Origin of the sequence: Enterobacter cloacae complex sp. IR5403, from assembly GCF_049238705.1 — a bacterium.
Taxonomy (GTDB): Bacteria; Pseudomonadota; Gammaproteobacteria; order Enterobacterales; family Enterobacteriaceae; genus Enterobacter; species Enterobacter hormaechei_C.
Map to the genome: position 1 here is coordinate 125,905 of NZ_JBMKHP010000009.1, position 21,636 is coordinate 147,540.

Annotated in this window: 18 protein-coding genes; all 18 read left to right on the forward strand. The window is 53.7% G+C overall.

Annotation, left to right across the window (positions count from 1 at the left end; translation table 11 throughout):
- Positions 1 to 7 precede the first annotated feature (7 nt).
- The 18 genes from gmd to rfbD all read left to right on the forward strand — a co-directional run bounded on the left by gmd (position 8) and on the right by rfbD (position 21,628).
- Positions 8 to 1,129, forward strand: coding sequence for a GDP-mannose 4,6-dehydratase (gmd, locus tag ACOTW6_RS14360; protein WP_003863514.1), 1,122 nt, complete (start codon positions 8 to 10; stop codon positions 1,127 to 1,129).
- Positions 1,130 to 1,131: 2 nt separating this feature from the next.
- The gene (fcl, locus tag ACOTW6_RS14365; protein ID WP_213789136.1) at positions 1,132 to 2,097 is read left to right on the forward strand and encodes a GDP-L-fucose synthase; all 966 of its coding nucleotides are present in this window, start codon (positions 1,132 to 1,134) and stop codon (positions 2,095 to 2,097) included.
- 2 nt (positions 2,098 to 2,099) lie between these two features.
- Complete coding sequence (locus ACOTW6_RS14370; RefSeq protein ID WP_003863519.1) at positions 2,100 to 2,579, forward strand: GDP-mannose mannosyl hydrolase; 480 nt, start codon at positions 2,100 to 2,102, stop codon at positions 2,577 to 2,579.
- Positions 2,576 to 3,799, forward strand: a complete 1,224-nt coding sequence (wcaI, locus tag ACOTW6_RS14375) for a colanic acid biosynthesis fucosyltransferase WcaI (RefSeq protein WP_022651482.1) — start codon at positions 2,576 to 2,578, stop codon at positions 3,797 to 3,799. The genes ACOTW6_RS14370 and wcaI overlap by 4 nt, the downstream gene beginning before the upstream one ends.
- Positions 3,800 to 3,802: 3 nt before the next feature.
- The gene (gene cpsB, locus ACOTW6_RS14380) at positions 3,803 to 5,239 is read left to right on the forward strand and encodes a mannose-1-phosphate guanyltransferase (protein WP_017383276.1); all 1,437 of its coding nucleotides are present in this window, start codon (positions 3,803 to 3,805) and stop codon (positions 5,237 to 5,239) included.
- Between the two features lie 109 nt (positions 5,240 to 5,348).
- Complete coding sequence (gene cpsG / locus ACOTW6_RS14385; protein WP_213789137.1) at positions 5,349 to 6,719, forward strand: colanic acid biosynthesis phosphomannomutase CpsG; 1,371 nt, start codon at positions 5,349 to 5,351, stop codon at positions 6,717 to 6,719.
- A 113-nt stretch (positions 6,720 to 6,832) separates the two neighbouring features.
- Entirely contained in the window at positions 6,833 to 8,227 is a 1,395-nt protein-coding gene (gene wcaJ / locus ACOTW6_RS14390; RefSeq protein ID WP_003863525.1) for an undecaprenyl-phosphate glucose phosphotransferase, read from the forward strand.
- A 1-nt stretch (position 8,228) separates the two neighbouring features.
- Positions 8,229 to 9,707, forward strand: a complete 1,479-nt coding sequence (gene wzxC / locus ACOTW6_RS14395; RefSeq protein ID WP_033487316.1) for a colanic acid undecaprenyl disphosphate flippase WzxC — start codon at positions 8,229 to 8,231, stop codon at positions 9,705 to 9,707.
- A gap of 15 nt (positions 9,708 to 9,722) precedes the next feature.
- Complete coding sequence (gene wcaK / locus ACOTW6_RS14400; protein WP_006811234.1) at positions 9,723 to 11,003, forward strand: colanic acid biosynthesis pyruvyl transferase WcaK; 1,281 nt, start codon at positions 9,723 to 9,725, stop codon at positions 11,001 to 11,003.
- Entirely contained in the window at positions 11,000 to 12,220 is a 1,221-nt protein-coding gene (wcaL, locus tag ACOTW6_RS14405) for a colanic acid biosynthesis glycosyltransferase WcaL (RefSeq protein WP_213789138.1), read from the forward strand. Before wcaK ends, wcaL begins: the two co-directional genes overlap by 4 nt.
- A 12-nt stretch (positions 12,221 to 12,232) precedes the next feature.
- On the forward strand, positions 12,233 to 13,624 hold the full coding sequence (gene wcaM, locus ACOTW6_RS14410) for a colanic acid biosynthesis protein WcaM (RefSeq protein ID WP_213789139.1): 1,392 nt from the start codon (positions 12,233 to 12,235) through the stop codon (positions 13,622 to 13,624).
- 173 nt (positions 13,625 to 13,797) lie between these two features.
- Positions 13,798 to 14,694, forward strand: a complete 897-nt coding sequence (gene galF / locus ACOTW6_RS14415; protein WP_017383282.1) for a GalU regulator GalF — start codon at positions 13,798 to 13,800, stop codon at positions 14,692 to 14,694.
- A gap of 375 nt (positions 14,695 to 15,069) precedes the next feature.
- Positions 15,070 to 16,020 carry an NAD-dependent epimerase/dehydratase family protein gene (locus ACOTW6_RS14420; RefSeq protein WP_246616018.1) on the forward strand — a complete coding sequence of 317 codons (951 nt, stop codon included), beginning with the start codon at positions 15,070 to 15,072 and terminating at the stop codon, positions 16,018 to 16,020.
- On the forward strand, positions 16,020 to 17,063 hold the full coding sequence (locus tag ACOTW6_RS14425; protein WP_213789140.1) for an MraY family glycosyltransferase: 1,044 nt from the start codon (positions 16,020 to 16,022) through the stop codon (positions 17,061 to 17,063). The genes ACOTW6_RS14420 and ACOTW6_RS14425 overlap by 1 nt, the downstream gene beginning before the upstream one ends.
- A complete protein-coding gene (locus ACOTW6_RS14430; protein WP_246616017.1) occupies positions 17,050 to 17,616 on the forward strand; it encodes a sugar O-acyltransferase in 567 nt (188 codons plus the stop codon). The genes ACOTW6_RS14425 and ACOTW6_RS14430 overlap by 14 nt, the downstream gene beginning before the upstream one ends.
- Before the next feature lie 155 nt (positions 17,617 to 17,771).
- Positions 17,772 to 19,541 carry a polysaccharide biosynthesis protein gene (locus ACOTW6_RS14435; RefSeq protein ID WP_407057592.1) on the forward strand — a complete coding sequence of 590 codons (1,770 nt, stop codon included), beginning with the start codon at positions 17,772 to 17,774 and terminating at the stop codon, positions 19,539 to 19,541.
- A 102-nt stretch (positions 19,542 to 19,643) separates the two neighbouring features.
- On the forward strand, positions 19,644 to 20,729 hold the full coding sequence (gene rfbB, locus ACOTW6_RS14440) for a dTDP-glucose 4,6-dehydratase (RefSeq protein WP_213789142.1): 1,086 nt from the start codon (positions 19,644 to 19,646) through the stop codon (positions 20,727 to 20,729).
- Positions 20,729 to 21,628: a dTDP-4-dehydrorhamnose reductase gene (gene rfbD / locus ACOTW6_RS14445; protein WP_062932817.1), complete on the forward strand. Its 900-nt coding sequence runs from the start codon at positions 20,729 to 20,731 to the stop codon at positions 21,626 to 21,628. The genes rfbB and rfbD overlap by 1 nt, the downstream gene beginning before the upstream one ends.
- Positions 21,629 to 21,636: the final 8 nt, after the last annotated feature.

Sequence of the window (21,636 nt, forward strand, 5' to 3'; positions counted from 1 at the left end):
TATAAACATGTCTAAAGTCGCTCTCATCACCGGCGTTACCGGACAAGATGGTTCTTACCTGGCAGAATTGCTGCTGGAAAAAGGGTATGAAGTTCACGGTATTAAGCGTCGTGCCTCTTCATTCAACACCGAGCGTGTCGATCACATTTACCAGGATCCGCATGCGGCAAACCCGAAATTCCATCTGCATTACGGCGACCTGACCGATACCTCCAACCTGACCCGCATCCTGCAAGAAGTACAGCCGGATGAAGTGTACAACCTGGGGGCGATGAGCCACGTTGCGGTTTCTTTCGAGTCCCCGGAGTACACCGCTGACGTGGATGCGATGGGTACGCTGCGTCTGCTGGAAGCGATTCGCTTCCTTGGTCTTGAGAAGAAAACCCGCTTCTACCAGGCATCTACCTCTGAGCTGTACGGTCTGGTGCAGGAAATTCCGCAGAAAGAGACCACGCCGTTCTACCCGCGTTCTCCGTACGCTGTGGCGAAACTGTACGCTTACTGGATCACCGTGAACTACCGTGAATCCTACGGCATGTACGCCTGTAACGGCATTCTGTTCAACCACGAATCTCCGCGTCGCGGCGAAACCTTCGTGACCCGCAAAATCACCCGCGCGATCGCCAACATCGCTCAGGGCCTGGAGTCTTGCCTGCACCTCGGCAACATGGATTCCCTGCGTGACTGGGGCCATGCGAAAGACTACGTGAAAATGCAGTGGATGATGTTGCAGCAGGAACAGCCAGAAGACTTCGTGATCGCGACCGGCGTGCAGTACTCCGTACGTCAGTTCGTTGAGATGGCTGCGGCACAGCTGGGCATCAAGCTGCGCTTCGAAGGCACCGGCGTGGAAGAGAAGGGTATCGTTGTTTCCGTGACCGGCCACGACGCACCGGGCGTGAAGCCAGGCGACGTGATTGTCCAGGTTGATCCGCGTTACTTCCGTCCTGCTGAAGTGGAAACCCTGCTGGGCGACCCAACCAAAGCGCACGAGAAGCTGGGCTGGAAACCAGAAACCACCCTGCAAGAAATGGTATCCGAGATGGTGGCCAAAGATCTTGAAGCAGCGAAAAAACACTCCCTGCTCAAGTCTCATGGCTACGAGGTTGCCATCGCGCTGGAGTCCTGAGAATGACAAAACAACGTATTTTTGTCGCCGGTCATCGCGGAATGGTGGGTTCCGCGATTGTTCGCCAGCTGGAACAGCGCGGCGACGTTGAGGTGATTGTTCGCACCCGCGACGAGCTGAACCTGCTTGATAGCCTTGCGGTGCAGGACTTCTTCGCCAGCGAACGTATCGACCAGGTGTATCTGGCGGCGGCGAAGGTGGGCGGCATTGTCGCTAACAACACCTACCCGGCGGATTTCATCTACGAGAACATGATGATTGAGAGCAACATCATTCACGCGGCGCATCTGCACAACGTGAATAAACTGCTGTTCCTCGGCTCATCCTGTATCTACCCGAAAATGGCGAAGCAGCCGATCGCCGAGAGCGAACTGTTGCAGGGCACGCTTGAAGCCACCAACGAGCCGTATGCGATTGCCAAAATTGCCGGGATCAAGCTGTGTGAATCCTACAACCGTCAGTATAACCGCGACTATCGCTCGGTGATGCCGACCAACCTGTACGGACCGCACGACAACTTCCACCCGAGCAATTCGCACGTGATCCCGGCGCTGCTGCGTCGTTTCCACGAGGCGGCTGCCGAAAACGCCCCGGACGTGGTGGTGTGGGGCAGCGGTACGCCAATGCGCGAGTTCCTGCATGTGGACGACATGGCGGCGGCCAGCATTCACGTCATGGAGCTGGATCGCGAGGTGTGGCAGGAAAACACCGAGCCGATGCTGTCGCACATTAACGTCGGGACCGGCGTGGACTGCACCATTCGCGAGCTGGCGCAGACCATCGCGCAGGTGGTGGGCTACAAAGGACGCGTGGTGTTTGACGCCACCAAACCGGACGGCACGCCGCGCAAGCTGCTGGACGTGACCCGTCTGCATCAGCTGGGCTGGTATCACGAGGTGTCACTGGAGCAGGGGCTGGCCAGCACCTACCAGTGGTTCCTGGAAAACCAGCACCGCTTCCGGGGGTAATGATGTTTTTAAGTCAGGAAGATTTTGCCACGGTAGTGCGTTCCACTCCGCTGATCTCAATTGATTTGATCGTGGAGAACGAACGCGGCGAGTTCTTGCTGGGGAAACGAACCAATCGTCCTGCACAGGGCTTCTGGTTCGTGCCCGGCGGGCGCGTGCAGAAGGATGAGACGCTTACCGATGCGTTTGAGCGTCTCACTCTGGCGGAACTGGGCCTGCAACTGCCGATGGCAGCGGGCCAGTTTTACGGGGTCTGGCAGCACTTCTATGACGATAACTTTTCAGGCACCGGGTTCACCACGCACTACGTCGTGCTGGGGTTCCGCCTGAAGGTGAGTGAGGCAGACCTGCGTCTGCCTGATTCTCAGCATGACGATTACCGCTGGTTAACGCCAGAGGCGCTGCTGGCAAGCGACAACGTCCATGACAACAGTCGGGCGTACTTCCTTGCGGAACGTCAGGCCGAGGTGCCAGGTCTATGAAAATCCTCGTCTACGGAATTAACTACTCGCCGGAGCTTACCGGTATCGGGAAATACACCGGAGAGATGGTCGAGTGGATGGCGAGCCAGGGACATGACGTGCGGGTGATTACTGCCCCGCCGTATTACCCGGAGTGGAAGGTAGGCGAACGCTATTCCAGCTGGCGCTACCGCCGCGAAGAGGGCGCCGCGACCGTCTGGCGCTGCCCGCTCTACGTGCCGAAACAGCCCTCGACGCTGAAACGTTTAATTCATCTGGGCAGTTTTGCCCTGAGCAGTTTCTTCCCGCTGATGGCGCAGCGTCGCTGGAAGCCGGATCGCATCATCGGCGTGGTGCCGACGCTGTTCTGCACGCCAGGCATGCGCCTGCTGGGAAAACTCTCCGGCGCGCGCACCCTGCTGCACATTCAGGATTATGAAGTGGACGCCATGCTCGGGCTGGGGATGGCGGGGAAAGGCAAGGGCGGCAAGGTGGCGAAGCTCGCCAGCGCCTTTGAGCGCAGCGGCCTGCACAACGTGGATTACGTCTCGACCATCTCGCGCTCAATGATGAACAAGGCGCAGGAGAAGGGCGTCCCGGCGGAAAAAGTGATCTTCTTTCCGAACTGGTCCGAAGTGGCGCGTTTTCGCGATGTGACAGACCAGGATGCGCAGGCGTTACGCGCGCAGCTCGGGTTGCCTGCTGAGCAAAAAATCATTCTTTACTCAGGCAACATCGGCGAAAAACAGGGGCTGGAGAGCGTGATTGACGCTGCGCTTCAGCTGAGCGAACACCCGTGGATGTTCGTGATAGTCGGGCAGGGCGGCGGTAAAGCGCGACTGGAAAAAATGGCCAGCGAGCGCGGACTGACCAACATCCGCTTCTTCCCGCTTCAGTCTTATGACGCGCTGCCCGCGCTGCTGAAAATGGCGGATTGCCATCTGGTGGTGCAAAAACGCGGCGCGGCGGATGCGGTGCTGCCGTCCAAGCTGACCAACATTCTGGCAGTGGGCGGAAACGCGGTGATTACGGCAGAAGCCGCAACAGAATTAGGCCAGCTGTGCAACAGCTACCCGGGCATTGCCGTTTGCGTGGAGCCGGAATCGGTTCCTGCGCTGGTGACCGGAATTGAGCAGGCACTCGCCATGCCAAAAGAGAACACGGTGGCACGTGAATATGCCGAACGCACGCTCGAGAAAGAGAACGTGCTGAGCCAATTTATTGCAGATATACGGGGATAAATCATGAGTCAAACCACTTTGTATCCGGTCGTAATGGCGGGTGGATCCGGGAGCCGGTTGTGGCCACTGTCCCGCGTGCTTTATCCAAAACAATTTCTGTGCCTGAAAGGCGACCTCACCATGCTGCAAACGACGGTTAACCGTCTGCACGGCGTGGAGTGTGAAAGCCCGGTGGTGATCTGTAACGAACAGCACCGCTTTATCGTTGCCGAGCAGCTGCGCCAGCTGAACAAACTGACCGAAAATATCATTCTGGAGCCTGCCGGACGCAACACGGCGCCTGCCATTGCCCTCGCGGCGCTGGCGGCAAAACGCAGCAGCCCGGACTGCGATCCGCTGATGCTGGTGCTGGCGGCTGACCACGTCATCCAGCAGGAAGAGGCCTTCCGCGACGCGGTACGCGCCGCGATTCCTTACGCTGAGAACGGCAAGCTGGTGACCTTCGGCATCGTGCCGGATCTGCCAGAAACCGGCTATGGCTATATTCGCCGCGGCAGCGTTACGCCGGGTGAAGGCGACAGCGTGGCCTTTGACGTGGCGCAGTTTGTCGAAAAACCGAATCTGGAAACCGCGCAGGCGTACGTCGCCAGCGGTGAATACTACTGGAACAGCGGTATGTTCCTGTTCCGCGCCGGTCGCTACCTGGAAGAGCTGGAAAAATATCGCCCGGATATCTTACGCGCCTGCGAAAAAGCGATGGCGGTGGTGGATCCGGATCTCGATTTTATCCGCGTGGACGAAGAAGCTTTCCTCGCCTGTCCGGAAGAGTCCATTGACTATGCGGTGATGGAACGTACGGCAGATGCGGTAGTGGTACCGATGGATGCGGGCTGGAGCGACGTCGGCTCCTGGTCGTCACTGTGGGAGATTAGCGCGCATACCCCGGAGGGTAACGTCCATCACGGCGATGTGATCAGCCACAAAACGGAAAACAGCTACGTCTACGCCGAATCAGGCCTCGTCACTACGGTAGGGGTGAAGGATCTGGTGGTCGTGCAGACCAAAGACGCGGTGCTGATTGCCGACCGTAATGCCGTGCAGGACGTTAAAAAAGTGGTGGAGAAGATCAAGGCCGATGGCCGCCACGAACACCATATTCACCGTGAAGTTTACCGCCCGTGGGGCAAATATGACTCCATCGACGCTGGCGAGCGTTATCAGGTGAAACGCATCACCGTGAAGCCGGGAGAAGGGCTGTCGGTGCAGATGCACCATCACCGCGCCGAACACTGGGTGGTGGTGGCGGGGACCGCCAAAGTGACCATCGACGGTGAAGTGAAGCTGCTCGGTGAAAACGAGTCCATTTATATTCCGCTGGGCGCCACGCACTGTCTGGAAAACCCGGGGAAAATTCCGCTCGACTTAATTGAGGTGCGTTCCGGCTCCTATCTGGAAGAGGACGACATCATCCGCTTCCAGGATCGCTACGGGCGCGTGTAGCACTCCGCATCATGCCCGGTGGCGCTGCGCTTACCGGGCCTACGAATGACAAAAATAAATTTGGCCATTACATGGTCAGGGCCAACTGTTGCCTGAAAAAGGGGTCATCATGGAAAAATTAACCTGTTTTAAAGCCTACGATATTCGCGGCAAGCTGGGCGAAGAGCTGAACGAAGACATTGCGTGGCGCATCGGTCGCGCGTACGGCGAATACCTGAAACCAAAAACTATCGTGCTGGGCGGCGATGTGCGTCTGACAAGCGAATCCCTGAAGCTGGCGCTGGCGAAAGGGCTACAGGACGCGGGCGTCGACGTGCTGGATATCGGCCTTTCCGGTACCGAAGAGATCTATTTTGCCACCTTCCACCTGGGCGTGGATGGCGGTATCGAAGTGACGGCCAGCCATAACCCGATGGACTACAACGGCATGAAGCTGGTGCGCAAGGGCGCGCGTCCTATCAGCGGCGACACCGGCCTGCGCGACGTGCAGCGTCTGGCCGAGGCCAACGACTTCCCGCCGGTGAATGAAGCCAGACGCGGCAGCTATAAGCAGATTAACCTGCAAAAAGAGTACATCGACCACCTGCTGGGCTACATCGACGTGGCGAACCTCAAACCGCTGAAGCTGGTGATTAACTCCGGCAACGGCGCGGCAGGCCCGGTTGTCGATGCACTTGAAGCCCGCTTTAAGGCGCTGAACGTGCCGGTGACCTTCGTCAAAGTGCACAACACGCCAGACGGCAACTTCCCGAACGGTATTCCTAACCCGCTGCTGCCGGAATGCCGCGACGACACCCGCAACGCGGTGATTGAGCACGGCGCCGATATGGGTATCGCCTTTGACGGCGATTTCGACCGCTGCTTCCTGTTCGATGAGAAAGGGCAGTTTATCGAAGGCTACTACATCGTTGGCCTGCTGGCGGAAGCGTTCCTCGAGAAAAACCCGGGGGCGAAAATCATTCACGATCCGCGTCTTTCCTGGAACACCGTCGACGTGGTGAAGGCCGCGGGCGGCGAGCCGGTGATGTCCAAAACCGGCCACGCGTTTATCAAAGAGCGTATGCGTGAGGAAGACGCCATCTACGGCGGGGAGATGAGCGCCCACCACTATTTCCGTGATTTTGCCTACTGCGACAGCGGGATGATCCCGTGGCTGCTGGTGATTGAGCTGCTGTGCCTGAAAGGGCAGAGCCTGGGCGAACTGGTGCGCGACCGCATGGCGGCGTTCCCGGCGAGTGGCGAGATCAACAGCAAACTGGCGCAGCCCGCTGAGGCTATTGCCCGCGTCGAACAGCACTTTGCCATTCATGCGCTGGAGATTGACCGTACAGACGGTATCAGCATGGCGTTCCCGCAGTGGCGCTTCAACCTGCGCTCCTCCAACACCGAGCCGGTGGTGCGCCTGAACGTGGAGGCCCGCGCCGATACCGCGCTGATGGAAGCCCGAACGAAGGACATTCTGGCGCTGTTGAATCAGTAAAAACTGCCCCTCACCCCAGCCCTCTTCCCAAAGGGGAGAGGGTGTTCAAGTTCCCTCCCCCTTTGGGGAGAGGGGTAGGGTGAGGGGAAAGGTTTAGAACTAAAGGAACAACGATGACAAATCTAAAAAAGCGCGAACGAGCGAGAACGAATGCATCGTTAATCTCTATGGTGCAGCGTTTTTCTGATATCACCATCATGGTCGGCGGACTGTGGGCGGTGTGTTGGGTCAGCGGGCAGTCGTTCTTATACATGCACTTGCTGATGGCGTTGATTGCGCTGGTGGTGTTTCAGATGATCGGCGGCATGACCGATTTCTATCGTTCATGGCGCGGCGTCAAAATGACCACCGAACTGATGCTGCTGCTCCAGAACTGGACCTTAAGCCTGATTTTCAGCGCAGGCCTGGTGGCGTTCAGCCATGATTTTGATAACCGTCTTGTGACCTATCTCTGCTGGTATCTGTTAACCAGCATTGGCATGGTGGTCTGCCGCTCGCTGATCCGCTTTGGCGCGGGCTGGCTGCGCAACCGCGGGTATAACCGTCGCTTCGTTGCCGTAGCGGGCGACCTGCCGGTGGGGCAGGTGTTGCTCGACAGCTTCCGCAAAGAGCCGTGGTTAGGTTTTGAAGTGGTCGGGATTTATCACGACGCGAAGCCCGGCGGCGTGCCGTCCGACTGGGCAGGTAACTACGAACAGCTTATTGACGATGCGAAAGCTGGCAAAATTCATAACGTCTACATCGCCATGCAGATGAAAGATGAATCCCGCATCAAGAAACTGATGCGCGAGCTGGCGGATACCACCTGCTCGGTGATCCTCATCCCGGATGTCTTCACCTTCAATATTCTCCACTCCCGTATTGAAGAGGTGAACGGGGTACCGGTTGTTCCACTGTACGACACGCCGCTGTCGGGGATTAACCGCGTGCTGAAGCGCGTGGAAGATATCGTCCTTTCGTCCCTGATCCTGCTGCTCATCTCCCCGGTACTGTGCTGTATTGCGCTGGCGGTGAAGCTCAGCTCGCCGGGGCCGATCATCTTCCGTCAGACCCGCTACGGCATGGACGGTAAGCCGATCATGGTGTGGAAATTCCGCTCCATGAAGGTGATGGAGAACGACAAGGTGGTGACCCAGGCGACGCAGAACGATCCGCGCGTCACCCGCGTGGGTAACTTCCTGCGTCGTACCTCGCTCGATGAGCTGCCGCAGTTCATCAACGTGTTCACCGGCGGGATGTCCATCGTCGGGCCTCGTCCTCACGCCGTGGCCCATAACGAGCAGTACCGTACCCTGATCGAAGGCTACATGCTGCGCCATAAGGTGAAGCCAGGCATCACCGGTTGGGCGCAGATCAACGGCTGGCGCGGCGAGACCGACACGCTGGAAAAAATGGAAAAACGTATCGAGTTCGATCTGGAATACATCCGCGAGTGGAGCCTCTGGTTCGATATCAAGATTGTTTTTCTGACCATTTTCAAAGGCTTCGTGAACAAAGCGGCGTACTAAGATGAGCTTACGAGAAAAAACCATCAGCGGCGCGAAATGGTCAGCCATGGCCACCATCGTCATCATTGGCCTCGGCCTGGTGCAGATGACGGTGCTGGCGCGCATTATCGATAATCACCAGTTTGGTCTGCTGACCGTCTCGCTGGTGATTATCGCCCTGGCCGATACGCTGTCGGACTTTGGTATCGCCAACTCCATTATCCAGCGCAAAGAGATCAGCCATCTGGAGCTGACCACCCTCTACTGGCTGAACGTCGGGCTGGGTATCTTCGTCTTTGTGCTGGTGTTTCTGCTGAGCGATGTGATTGCCGGCGTGCTGCATAACCCGGACCTGGCGCCGCTGATGCGCACCCTGTCGTTCGCTTTCGTGGTGATCCCGCACGGGCAGCAGTTCCGCGCGCTGATGCAGAAAGAGCTGGAGTTCAACAAAATCGGCATGATTGAGACCAGCGCCGTGCTGGCGGGCTTTACCTTCACCGTGGTCAGCGCCCATTTCTGGCCGCTGGCAATGACCGCCATCCTCGGCTACCTCGTTAACTCTGCCGTGCGCACGCTGCTGTTTGGCTTCTTTGGCCGCAAGATTTATCGCCCGGGGCTGCATTTTTCGCTGGCGTCTGTTTCATCCAACCTGCGCTTCGGCGCGTGGCTGACGGCAGACAGCATTATCAACTACGTGAATACTAACCTCTCCACGCTGGTGCTGGCGCGCATTCTGGGCGCGAGCGTCGCGGGTGGCTACAACCTGGCGTATAACGTCGCGGTTGTCCCGCCGATGAAGCTCAACCCTATCATTACCCGCGTGCTGTTCCCGGCGTTCGCCAAAATTCAGGACGATACCGAAAAGCTGCGCGTGAACTTTTACAAGCTGCTCTCCGTGGTGGGGATCATCAACTTCCCGGTCCTGCTGGGGCTGATGGTGGTCGCCAGCAATTTCGTACCGCTGGTGTTTGGCGAGAAGTGGAACAGCATCATCCCGATCCTGCAACTGCTGTGCGTCGTGGGGCTGCTGCGCTCGGTGGGGAACCCGATTGGTTCTCTGCTAATGGCAAAGGCGCGCGTGGATATCAGCTTCAAGTTCAACGTGTTTAAAACCTTCCTGTTTATTCCGGCAATTATTGTGGGCGGCCACACGGCGGGCGCCATTGGCGTGACGCTCGGCTTCCTGCTGGTGCAGATCGTCAATACCGTGCTGAGCTACTTCGTGATGATCAAACCGGTGCTGGGTTCCAGCTACCGTCAGTACATCCTCAGCCTGTGGCTGCCGTTTTACCTCTCCTTACCGACGCTTGCGGTGAGCTACGGCCTGGGCGTGGTGCTCAACGGGCATCTGCCGCTGGCGGCGTTGCTTGCGGTGCAGGTCGCGGCAGGCGCGCTGGCGTTCGGCGTGATGATTGTGCTGTCACGCAATGCGCTGGTGGTCGAGATGAAGCGCCAGTTTTGCCGTAACGAAAAAATGAAAACGCTGCTTCGCGCAGGCTAATTTTACGAGGCCATTATGAAATTACTTATTCTTGGCAACCATACCTGCGGCAACCGTGGCGACAGCGCCATCCTGCGCGGTTTACTGGATGCAATTAACACCCTTAAGCCTGAGACTGAAGTGGATGTGATGAGCCGTTATCCGGTCAGCTCATCCTGGTTACTGAACCGCCCGGTGATGGGCGACCCGCTCTACAGCCAGATGAAACAGCACAACAACGCCGCGGGCGTGATGGGGCGCGTGAAGAAAGTGCTGCGTCGCCGCTACCAGCATCAGGTGCTGCTTTCCCGCGTGACCGACACCGGCAAGCTGCGCAACATCGCCATCGCGCAGGGCTTTACCGATTTTGTGCGTCTGCTGTCCGGCTATGACGCGATTATTCAGGTGGGCGGTTCGTTCTTCGTCGATCTCTACGGCGTGCCGCAGTTTGAGCATGCACTTTGTACGTTCATGGCGAAAAAACCGCTGTTTATGATTGGCCACAGCGTCGGGCCATTCCAGGATCCGCAGTTTAACCAGCTGGCGAACTATGTCTTCGGCCACTGCGACGCGCTGATCCTGCGTGAATCGGTCAGCCTCGACATGATGAAGCGCAGCGAAATCGACACCACCAAAGTGGAGCACGGTGTAGACACCGCCTGGCTGGTGGATCATCAGGATGACAGTTTCCAGGCCAGCTACGCGGTACAGCACTGGCTCGACGTGGCGGCAAAGCAGAAAACCGTCGCCATTACCCTGCGTGAACTTGCGCCGTTCGATAAACGCCTCGGCACGACCCAGGCGGCATACGAGAAAGCCTTTGCCGACGTGGTGAACCGCGTACTGGACAGCGGTTACCAGGTGCTGGCGCTTTCCACTTGTACCGGTATTGACAGCTACAACAAAGATGACCGTATGGTGGCGCTCAACCTGCGCAACCTGGTGAACGATCCGTCCCGCTATCACGTGGTGATGGACGAGCTGAACGATCTGGAGATGGGCAAGCTGCTCTCTGCCTGCGACCTGACCGTGGGCACGCGTCTGCACTCGGCCATTATCTCGATGAACTTCGGCACGCCAGCCATCGCCATTAACTACGAGCACAAGTCTGCGGGCATTATGCAGCAGCTCGGCATGCCGGAAATGGCCGTCGATATTCGTCATCTGCTGGACGGGTCGCTGGGTGCGATGGTGGGCGACACGCTCGGCCAGCTGCCTGCGATCAACGAACGTCTGGCGGTGGCAGTAAAAGCCGAACGCGAAAAAGGTATTGGCATGGTGAAATCCGTACTCGACCGCGTCCGGGAGGGGAAATGAAGGTTGGTTTCTTCTTACTGAAATTTCCGCTGTCGTCTGAAACTTTTGTGCTGAACCAAATCACCGCGTTTATCGATATGGGGTATGACGTGGAGATTATCGCCCTGCAAAAGGGCGATACGCAAAACACCCATGCGGCGTATACCCAGTATGGGCTGGAGGCGAAAACCCGCTGGTTGCAGGACGAACCCGCCGGACGAATGAACAAACTGCATTATCGCGCCGGGCAGACGCTGCGCGGCCTGCATCGCGCCTCGACGTGGCGGGCGCTGAATATGTCGCGCTATGGGGCGGAGGCCCGCAACCTGATCCTTTCCGCCATTTGCGGGCAAACGGCCCAGCCGTACCGGGCCGATGTCTTTATCGCCCACTTTGGCCCGGCGGGCGTCACTGCGGCAAAACTGCGTGAGCTGGGGGTGATTGAAGGCAAAATCGCAACCATTTTCCACGGTATCGACATCTCCAGTCGGGAAGTGCTGAACCACTACACGCCGGAATATCAGCAGCTGTTTCGCCGCGGCGACATGATGCTGCCGATAAGCAACCTGTGGGCCGGGCGCCTGAAAACCATGGGGTGCCCGAGCGAGAAAATCACCGTTTCACGCATGGGCGTGGATATGGAACGTTTCACCCAGCGACCGGTTAAGGTGCCGGGCAAGCCGCTGCAAATTATCTCTGTTGCCCGCCTGACCGAAAAGAAAGGGCTGCACGTAGCCATCGAAGCCTGTCGCCAGCTGAAGGCGCGCGGCGTGGACTTCCACTACCGCATCCTGGGCATCGGACCGTGGGAGCGTCGTCTGCGCACGCTGATTGAACAGTATCAGTTGGAAGACGTGGTCGAGATGCCCGGCTTCAAGCCGAGCCACGAAGTGAAAGCCATGCTCGATGACGCGGATGTGTTCCTGCTGCCTTCCGTAACCGGCGCCGACGGCGATATGGAAGGCATTCCCGTGGCGCTGATGGAGGCGATGGCGGTCGGCATTCCGGTGGTCTCGACCCTGCACAGCGGGATCCCGGAGCTGATCACCTCTGAACACTCCGGCTGGCTGGTCCCTGAAAACAATGCGCTGGCGCTGGCGGACCGTCTGGCTGCGTTCAGTGATATCGATCAGCAGACGCTGATCCCTGTGCTGCAAAATGCGCGGCAAAAAGTTGAAGCAGAATTTAATCAGCAGGTGATTAATCGCCAGTTAGCGAGCCTGCTGCAAACGCTGTAATGCTGAGGTTGTATGCTGAAAAAGATTACCCGACGCCGATTTGTCTCTTCTTTATCCGTCCTGGCTGCCATGCCGCTGTTGTCGCCCCGCGCTGCGCGGGCGGCGACCGGGAAGACGGTTTCTGTCGATCGCTACAACAATCACGACTGGATCGCCGCCTTTAAGCAGGCCTTTGCCGAGGGCGATACCGTTGTTGTTCCCGCCGGGTTAACCTGTGAAAACATCAATACCGGCATTTTCATTCCTGATGGCAAAACCCTGCTGATCCGCGGTGCGCTGAAGGGCAACGGCCGCGGGCGGTTTGTGCTTCAGGAAGGCTGCAAGGTCATTGGGGAAGGAGAGGGGCACACGCATAACATTACGCTGGACGTGCGTGGCTCCGACTGTGTTATTAAAGGGCTGGCGATGAGCGGCTTCGGACCCGTCACCCAGATCTACATCGGCGGCAAGAAACCGAGGGTGATGCGCAATTTGCTCATTGATAACATCAATGTGTCACAGGCCAACTACGCCATTCTGCGCCAGGGTTTTCATAATCAAGTTGACGGTGCGCGCATTACCAACAGTAAATTCAGCCACTTGCAGGGTGATGCGATTGAGTGGAACGTGGCGATTAATGACCGCAACATCCTGATCTCTCACCACGTGATCGATAACATCAACTGCACAAACGGCAAGATCAACTGGGGGATAGGCATTGGGCTGGCCGGCAGTACGTACGATAATGATTATCCGGAACAGCAGACCGTTAAAAACTTCGTGGTGGCGAATATCACCGGCAGCAACTGTCGGCAGTTGGTCCATGTTGAAAACGGTAAACATTTTGTGATCCGGAATATCAAGGCCAGCAATATTACCCCTGACTTCAGTAAAAAGGCCGGAATTGATAACGCGACGGTAGCTATTTATGGCTGTGATAATTTCGTTATTGATAATGTCGATATGGTCAACAGCGCCGGAATGCTAATCGGCTATGGCGTGATTAAAGGCGATTATCTGTCGATACCGCAGAACTTCAAACTTAACGATATACGCCTGGATAACCGACAGCTGGCGTATAAGCTGCGCGGGATACAGATTTCCTCCGGCAATGCCACGTCGTTTGTCGCCATTACCAACGTCAACATGCAGCGGGCAACGCTTGAGCTGCACAACAAGCCACAGCACCTTTTCTTACGTAATATCAACGTGATGCAGGAGTCCGCGACGGGGCCAGCCCTGACGATGAACTTCGACTTGCGCAAAGACGTGCGCGGGAAGTTTATGGCCAAAAACGAGACGCTGTTGTCGCTGGCAAACATTCATGCGGTAAATGAAAAAGGACAGAGTTCGGTGGATATTGATCGGGTTGATCAACATGTGGTGAATACGGAACGGTTGAATTTTGCGCTGCCGCACAGGTAATCATAAAGTCTATTTTGCGACTATTCTGGATCAGAATCGCGATCTATTCAGATTACAACTACTGTAATTTGTGGTGGGGTGACTTAGGATTACTTCATATTTACGGCAAAACATGCTGGCGAAAACAGGTTTAAAAGCTATAATTCGTCAACCATTTTAAGGTGGAAGAAATAATGATTAATTTGAAAGCAGTCATACCGGTAGCGGGTCTGGGCATGCACATGTTGCCCGCCACAAAGGCCATTCCTAAAGAGATGCTGCCGATCGTTGACAAGCCGATGATTCAGTACATCGTCGACGAGATTGTTGCTGCGGGGATCAAAGAAATCGTTCTGGTGACGCACTCTTCGAAGAATGCCGTTGAGAACCACTTCGACACCTCTTATGAACTCGAAGCGCTGCTTGAGCAGCGTGTTAAGCGTCAGCTTCTGGCAGAAGTTCAGTCTATCTGTCCTCCTGGCGTGACCATCATGAACGTGCGTCAGGCGCAGCCGCTGGGCCTGGGCCACTCGATCCTGTGCGCGCGCCCGGTGGTGGGTGATAACCCGTTCATCGTCGTTCTGCCCGATATCATTATTGATACCGCCTCTGCCGATCCGCTGCGTTATAACCTGGCGGCAATGGTCGCGCGCTTCAACGAAACGGGCCGTAGCCAGGTGCTGGCGAAACGTATGAAGGGCGATCTCTCCGAGTATTCTGTTATTCAGACTAAAGAGCCACTGGAGACGGAAGGGCAGGTGAGCCGGATTGTTGAGTTTATCGAGAAACCCGATCAGCCGCAGACCCTGGACTCCGACCTGATGGCAGTCGGTCGTTATGTGCTTAATGCGGATATCTGGGCTGAGCTGGAAAAAACCGAGCCTGGCGCCTGGGACCGTATCCAGCTGACCGATGCGATTGCTGAGCTGGCGAAGAAGCAGTCCGTTGATGCGATGCTGATGACCGGCGACAGCTATGACTGCGGTAAGAAAATGGGGTATATGCAGGCGTTTGTTAACTATGGCCTGCGTAACCTGAAGGAAGGGGCGAAGTTCAGAAGCCGGATTGAGAAGCTGCTGGCTAACGACTGATAGTCCTGCCAAGGCCTGAACAACGGCAGTTACCATTTTGGGATGTTGAGACATTACCAAAGTGATAACTGCCGTTTTTTGTTATTAATTTTAATGATTACATACGGTTATCTGATTCAAATCTCAGCAGCTTTGTAGCGATTTGTGCTTGTTTCTCTGGTCGTTTAGGACGACAATTAACGCCTGTTTTTGTCTGTAACCAGACAAGCAAAATCATTAATCAAACATCGCTCAGTGCACTGGTAGCTGTTAAGCCAGGGGCGGTAGCGTGCCTGGCATTTACAATTGAATTTTAAACGAACAGTTGTGAACGAGACAGTTTCACGCAAATCTGCACTACGTGCGGGCGTAAATATCAGATTGAGCGGATAGGGGATGTCAATGAAAGTAATGGTGACGGGCGGGACCGGGTTTCTTGGAACTGCTTTAGTCCAGGCGTTGAAGTCATCAGGACACGAGGTGATATTAACAACGCGCAAGCAGGAGAACCCTGAACAGGGCATTTACAACCTGAGTGATATCTCAGCCAATACCAACTGGTTAAATCTCCTGCAAGGATGCGACACTGTCATTCATACCGCAGGAAGGGCGCATATCCTTAATGATGATGCACAGGACGCTTTAGCGGAATTTCGCCGTGTCAATCACGACGCAACGATGAAATTAGCGAGCGATGCTGCGACCAGCGGAGTTAAACATTTTATCTTTGTAAGCTCAATCGGCGTTAACGGTAATGCCACCTCAGGGATTCCATTTACTGAAGCCTCGGAGCCACAACCCACCTCTGATTACGCCATTTCCAAGCGAGAAGCCGAGCAGAGTCTGCTTAATCAATTTGCAGAAAGCGATATGGCGATCACTATTGTTCGCCCGGCATTGATTTGTGGTGAAAATGCACCGGGTAATATACAGCGCCTTTTAAAACTGGTTTCTAAAAACCTACCGTTGCCATTTAAAAATGTCAGGAACAAGCGAGCGCTGGTGTCTCTGGATAATGTCGTCAGTTTCATCAACGAATGCGTGGTAAATGAGAAATCCAAAAATCAACTCTATTTACTCGCAGATGTGGAACGACCTTCTACAGCAGATATGATTAATGCCTTTGCTTCAGGAATGGGCATTAAAGCGAAACTGGTCTCTTTCCCAACGGGTATCTTCAGGTTATTGCTTTCTTCTGTTGGTAAACGAGGTATTTACGATCAGCTGTTTGGCGATCTGGAAGTCGATGCCTCTAAATCCCGGGAGCATTTAAACTGGACGCCCCCGATAACGCTTTATGAAACGATGAAAAAAACGGCGAAATATTATATCGAAGGTAATAAATAATGACGAATTATGGGATTGTGATATTCGCTTTTTTAGCCTCCTGCGCACTGACTTGGGGATTGCGGGGGTATGCAATAAAGCATAATGTTATTGACCGCCCAAACCAGCGAAGTTCTCATTCTGTGCCGACCCCGCGAGGTGGTGGAGTAGCGATCGTCCTGACGCTCCTGGTCGCTTTGGTAGGATTTTATTTTAACCATACGCTTACGTTCGACAGTTTCCTGGGTTTATTTATTCCAGGTGTAATTGTCGCTATCATTGGCTTCCTTGATGATCATGGTCATATTGCGGCACGCTGGCGTCTATTGATGCATTTCATGGCAGCAGCAATTGGCATCTATTTCCTGGGTTCCTTCCCTGTAATTACGCTGTTTGGTTACGATCTTTCTTTATCCTGGATTGGTATGATTCTCGGCTGTGTATATCTGGTCTGGATGCTGAACTTATATAATTTTATGGATGGGATTAATGGCTTAGCCAGCGCTGAAGCAATAACATTTGCCGCATGTAGTGCTATATTAATTGTTGTAAACCAGTACACGGACGCGCCTGGAAGTATTTATCCGCTGACGCTTGCCCTTATCGGTGCCGCGGCCGGTTTTATTGTCTGGAATTTCCCGAGAGCAAAAATCTTCATGGGCGATGCCGGGAGTGGTTTCCTGGGGATAACTATCGGACTGATGATTCTCCATATTGCGAAAGCAGATACACATTTCTTTATTGCAGAATTATGTTTGCTGGGCGTATTTATCGTCGATGCCACGACAACTTTATTGAGGAGGCTCGTAGCAGGTAAAAAGGTCTATGAAGCACATGCCAGCCATGGCTACCAAATTCTTGCAAGAAAATATGGCAGCCACGTTCCGGTGACATCATTGGCGATTGCCGTCAATCTTCTGTGGCTCTTCCCCATCGCCTTTTTTATTGCCTCAGGCAAAATTGATGGTGTTGTGGGGCTACTCATCGCCTGGTTCCCGCTTCTCGTTGTTGCACTGAAATGTGGTGCAGGTGTTAAAGACAAAGAGAGCAATGTCAATGCATGACTTATTGATTTTGGGAGCGGGTGGTCATGGCCGTACGCTGTACGAGACAGCGAGACTGCTGGGATATAAGGATATCGTTTTCCTCGACGATAATACCTCTGCCTGCCAGGAAATTAATCAGCTGATTATTGGAAAAATTTCCGAACTACAGTTACATATTGGTAAGGTCAGTCATGTCGCTATTGGCATCGGAAACAATAAAGTCAGAGAGCAGCTCTATCAGCAACTGCTCGGCTTAGGTATTCATCCTGTAACGCTTATACATCCCTTTGCATTTGTCAGTCCATCGGCGACCCTTGCTGAGGGAACTGTTGTGTTAGCGGGAGCTGTAGTGGGTGCCAACGCAAAATTAGGTTTGGCGACGATTGTGAATAGCCACTCGACAATAGATCACGATGCCGTTCTTGGTGATTTCGCTCATTTAGGTGTTGGTGTCCATCTTGCGGGCAGCGCTGTGATTGGGAAAGCAGCGTTTCTCCAGGCGGGGACAGTGGGCGGTTATAATACTAAAGTAGACGATTACTCAGTGTGTCCTGCTGGTACTATTTTATAAACTGAATGCAAGCTTTAGTGAGGCGACCAGTTTTTAGTATGCTAAATTATTTAATATCTTTACCACGACCAATAAAACGTATTATCACACTCTCTATAGATGTTGTGCTTCTGCTGTGCGCATTTTGGTTTGCATTTTGGGTGCGCATTGATTCAATGACTCCATTATATAGTACGGAGCATTGGCTTTTTATTTTCTCAATTATTTTAGTTACTCTGGCAATATTTGTTAAATTAGGACTGTATCGGGCAGTAATTCGTTATATTACTGCCAAGATATTATTGGTCGTAACGATGGGGATGGTCATATCGTCCATTTTACTTATTATCGCAGCGTTCTATACCAACCTCTATTTGCCGAGAACGATTCCTTTTATCTATTTCTCATTCGGTCTACTGCTTATTGCCGGATCACGGCTTGGAATGAGGATGTTGGTGAATCGTGGGTTGAATCTGGGTACTCGGGTAGTTATTTATGGTGCAGGTGCATCGGGTCGTCAATTACTGCCTGCGCTGAGCCAGATGGACGAATATTACCCCGTTGCTTTTGTCGATGATAACCGTGCCCTGCAAGGTCAGGTGATTCACGGGGTAAGCGTCTTCGCACCAGAAAAACTGCCCTGGCTGGTTGAGAAATACGAAGCGAAGAAAATTCTGCTGGCCATGCCAAGCGCAAGCCGGGCAAGAAAGAACGAAGTCATTAAAACCCTGGAAGGTCTGCCGTGCGAAGTGCTTTCCATCCCGGGAATGGTCGATTTGGTGGAGGGGAAGGCAAGTATTGATTCCTTGCGGAAAGTCGTTATTACAGACCTGCTGGGCCGCGATCCTGTCTCACCCATTCCGGAACTGATATCCCGTAATATTAACGGGAAAACAGTGATGGTTACCGGGGCAGGGGGGTCAATAGGGTCTGAACTATGCCGACAGATACTTAAAAATAAGCCAAACCAGCTTATTCTTTTCGAACTGTCCGAATTCTCCCTCTATTCCATTGATTCCGAACTGCGTAACCTGAATCTGGGTCAGGATTTTAAGGTTAAAATCTATCCGATCCTCGGAAACGTTCAGGATAAAGAGCATCTCGAAAGGTTAATCAGAGCATTCAACGTCGACACAATTTATCATGCTGCGGCGTACAAGCATGTACCGCTTGTCGAGTTCAACGTACTTGATGGCGTGCGCAATAATATCTTTGGTACGTTGAGCTGCGCTCAGGCTGCGGCAAGTTGCGGTGTTGAAAACTTTGTTCTGATTTCGACTGATAAAGCCGTTCGCCCTACCAACACCATGGGGGCGACCAAGCGCATGGCGGAGCTGGTGCTGCAAGCGCTGGCGAAGGAATCCAGTAAAACCTGCTTCAGTATGGTTCGTTTCGGCAACGTGTTAGGCTCATCAGGCTCAGTTGTGCCGTTATTTGAAAAACAGATTGCTGCAGGTGGACCGGTGACGCTGACTCACGAAGATATCACGCGTTACTTTATGACCATTCCTGAAGCGGCTCAATTGGTGATCCAGGCGGGAGCCATGGGCACGGGCGGCGATGTTTTTGTTCTGGATATGGGGGAACCCGTCAGGATTATCGATCTTGCACACCGCATGATTACGCTGCAAGGGCTAACCGTTCGTGATGATAAAAACCCCTATGGTGATATTACGATAAAAACGACGGGTCTGCGTCCAGGTGAGAAACTGTATGAAGAGTTGCTTATCGGCGACAATGTCTCTGCAACACAGCACCCGCGTATCAGGACTGCTAACGAAGTGATGTTGCCTTGGAGTGAGATGAGTATGATTCTCAACGATCTCGACAAAGCCTGCTGCGAATTCGACTATGAACGTGTGCGTGAGATACTCTTGCAAGCACCTGCTGCGTTCAATCCTACGGATGGTATCTGCGATTTACTTTGGAATGAAAAGGCAAGTTAAAATAGCAGATTGTCATTTTCTCCGCCCCGGATACTTTTCGATAGTTATCGGGGCGACGGAATATAATTCATTGTTCCTGAAAACATTAAGAGCGAAATAAACGTGAAAATTCTGGTCACTGGTGGAGCAGGCTTTATTGGGTCTGCAGTGGTACGACACATTATTAATGATACGCAAGACTCTGTTATTAACGTTGATAAACTGACTTATGCAGGAAATCTTGAATCGCTGGCTGGTGTCTCACTCAGCAATCGCTATCATTTTGAACATGCTGATATCTGCGACAGCGACGCCATGGCGCGTATTTTTGCAGAGCACCAGCCGGATGCTGTGATGCATCTGGCCGCCGAGAGCCACGTTGATCGCTCAATTACCGGCCCGGCAGCTTTTATCGAGACTAACATTGTTGGCACTTATGTTCTGCTGGAAGCCAGCCGTAAATACTGGGCTGAGTTAACTGCTGATAAAAAAGCGTCATTTCGCTTTCACCATATCTCAACAGATGAAGTTTATGGCGACCTTCCGCATCCGGATGAAGTTACAGAGGATTCTGAACTCCCTCTGTTTACTGAACAAACCGCCTATGCGCCAAGCAGTCCATATTCTGCTTCAAAAGCCTCCAGCGACCATTTGGTCCGTGCCTGGCTGCGTACCTACGGCTTCCCGACTATTGTGACTAACTGTTCTAATAATTACGGTCCTTACCACTTCCCTGAAAAACTTATCCCGTTGGTCATTCTCAATGCGTTGGATGGTAAAGCTCTGCCAGTTTACGGTAAAGGAGACCAAATTCGTGACTGGCTGTACGTGGAAGATCACGCCCGCGCATTATATACCGTAGTGACACAGGGCAAGATAGGTGAAACCTATAACATCGGCGGCCACAATGAAAAGCAGAATCTTGATGTGGTAAATACCATCTGCTCACTGCTGGATGAAATTGTGCCGAAGGAAGGTTCCTATCGTGACCAGATAACGTATGTTGCTGACCGTCCGGGTCACGATCGTCGCTACGCGATTGATGCAGAAAAAATTAGTAAGGAACTTGGCTGGAAGCCTCAGGAAACGTTCGAAAGTGGCATTCGCAAAACCGTAGAATGGTACTTGGCGAACACACAATGGGTAGAGAACGTAAAAAGCGGTAGCTACAAGTCCTGGATTGAAGAAAACTATGGAGGCCGTGCTTGATGAATATTCTTCTATTCGGTAAAACCGGTCAGGTGGGTTGGGAGCTACAACGTGCCCTTGCGCCGCTGGGTAATTTGATTGCTATTGACGTCCATTCGCAGGAGTATTGCGGTGATTTCAGCAACCCTGAAGGCATTGCAGAAACGGTGCGCCGCATTAAGCCTGATGTCATCGTCAACGCGGCCGCGCATACCGCCGTCGATAAGGCCGAGTCAGAACCCGAATTTGCTCAGTTGCTGAATGCCACGAGTGTGGAGGCGATTGCCAAAGAGGCCCAAAAATTGGGGGCCTGGGTTGTTCACTACTCTACTGATTACGTATTCCCTGGTAATGGTGATACGCCGTGGCTTGAAACGGACGCCACAGCGCCGCTTAATGTGTATGGTGAGACCAAACTTGCTGGTGAAAAAGCGTTAAGTGAAAATTGTTCACGCCATTTGATCTTCCGGACTAGCTGGGTTTATGCCGGTAAAGGGAATAATTTTGCGCGTACTATGCTGCGACTGGCAAAAGAGCGTTCTGAGCTGTCTGTTATTAACGACCAATTTGGGGCCCCTACGGGTGCTGAGTTATTAGCAGACTGTACGGCTCATGCTATTCGGGTTGCCCTGAATAAACCTGAAGTGGCAGGGACTTATCATCTGGTTGCCAGTGGTACAACAACCTGGTACGACTATGCCTCTCTGGTATTTGATGAAGCGCGCAAAGCAGGAATTGAACTGGCATTAAAGCTGCTTCATGGGGTGCCGACCAGTGCGTACCCTACGCCTGCAAAACGTCCGGCAAACTCCCGCCTCAATACGTTAAAGTTCCAGCAGAATTTCAACCTCGTACTGCCTCAGTGGGACGAGGGGGTTAAGCGTATGCTGACTGAGTGGTTTACAGCAACAGCAATTTAATAATGATC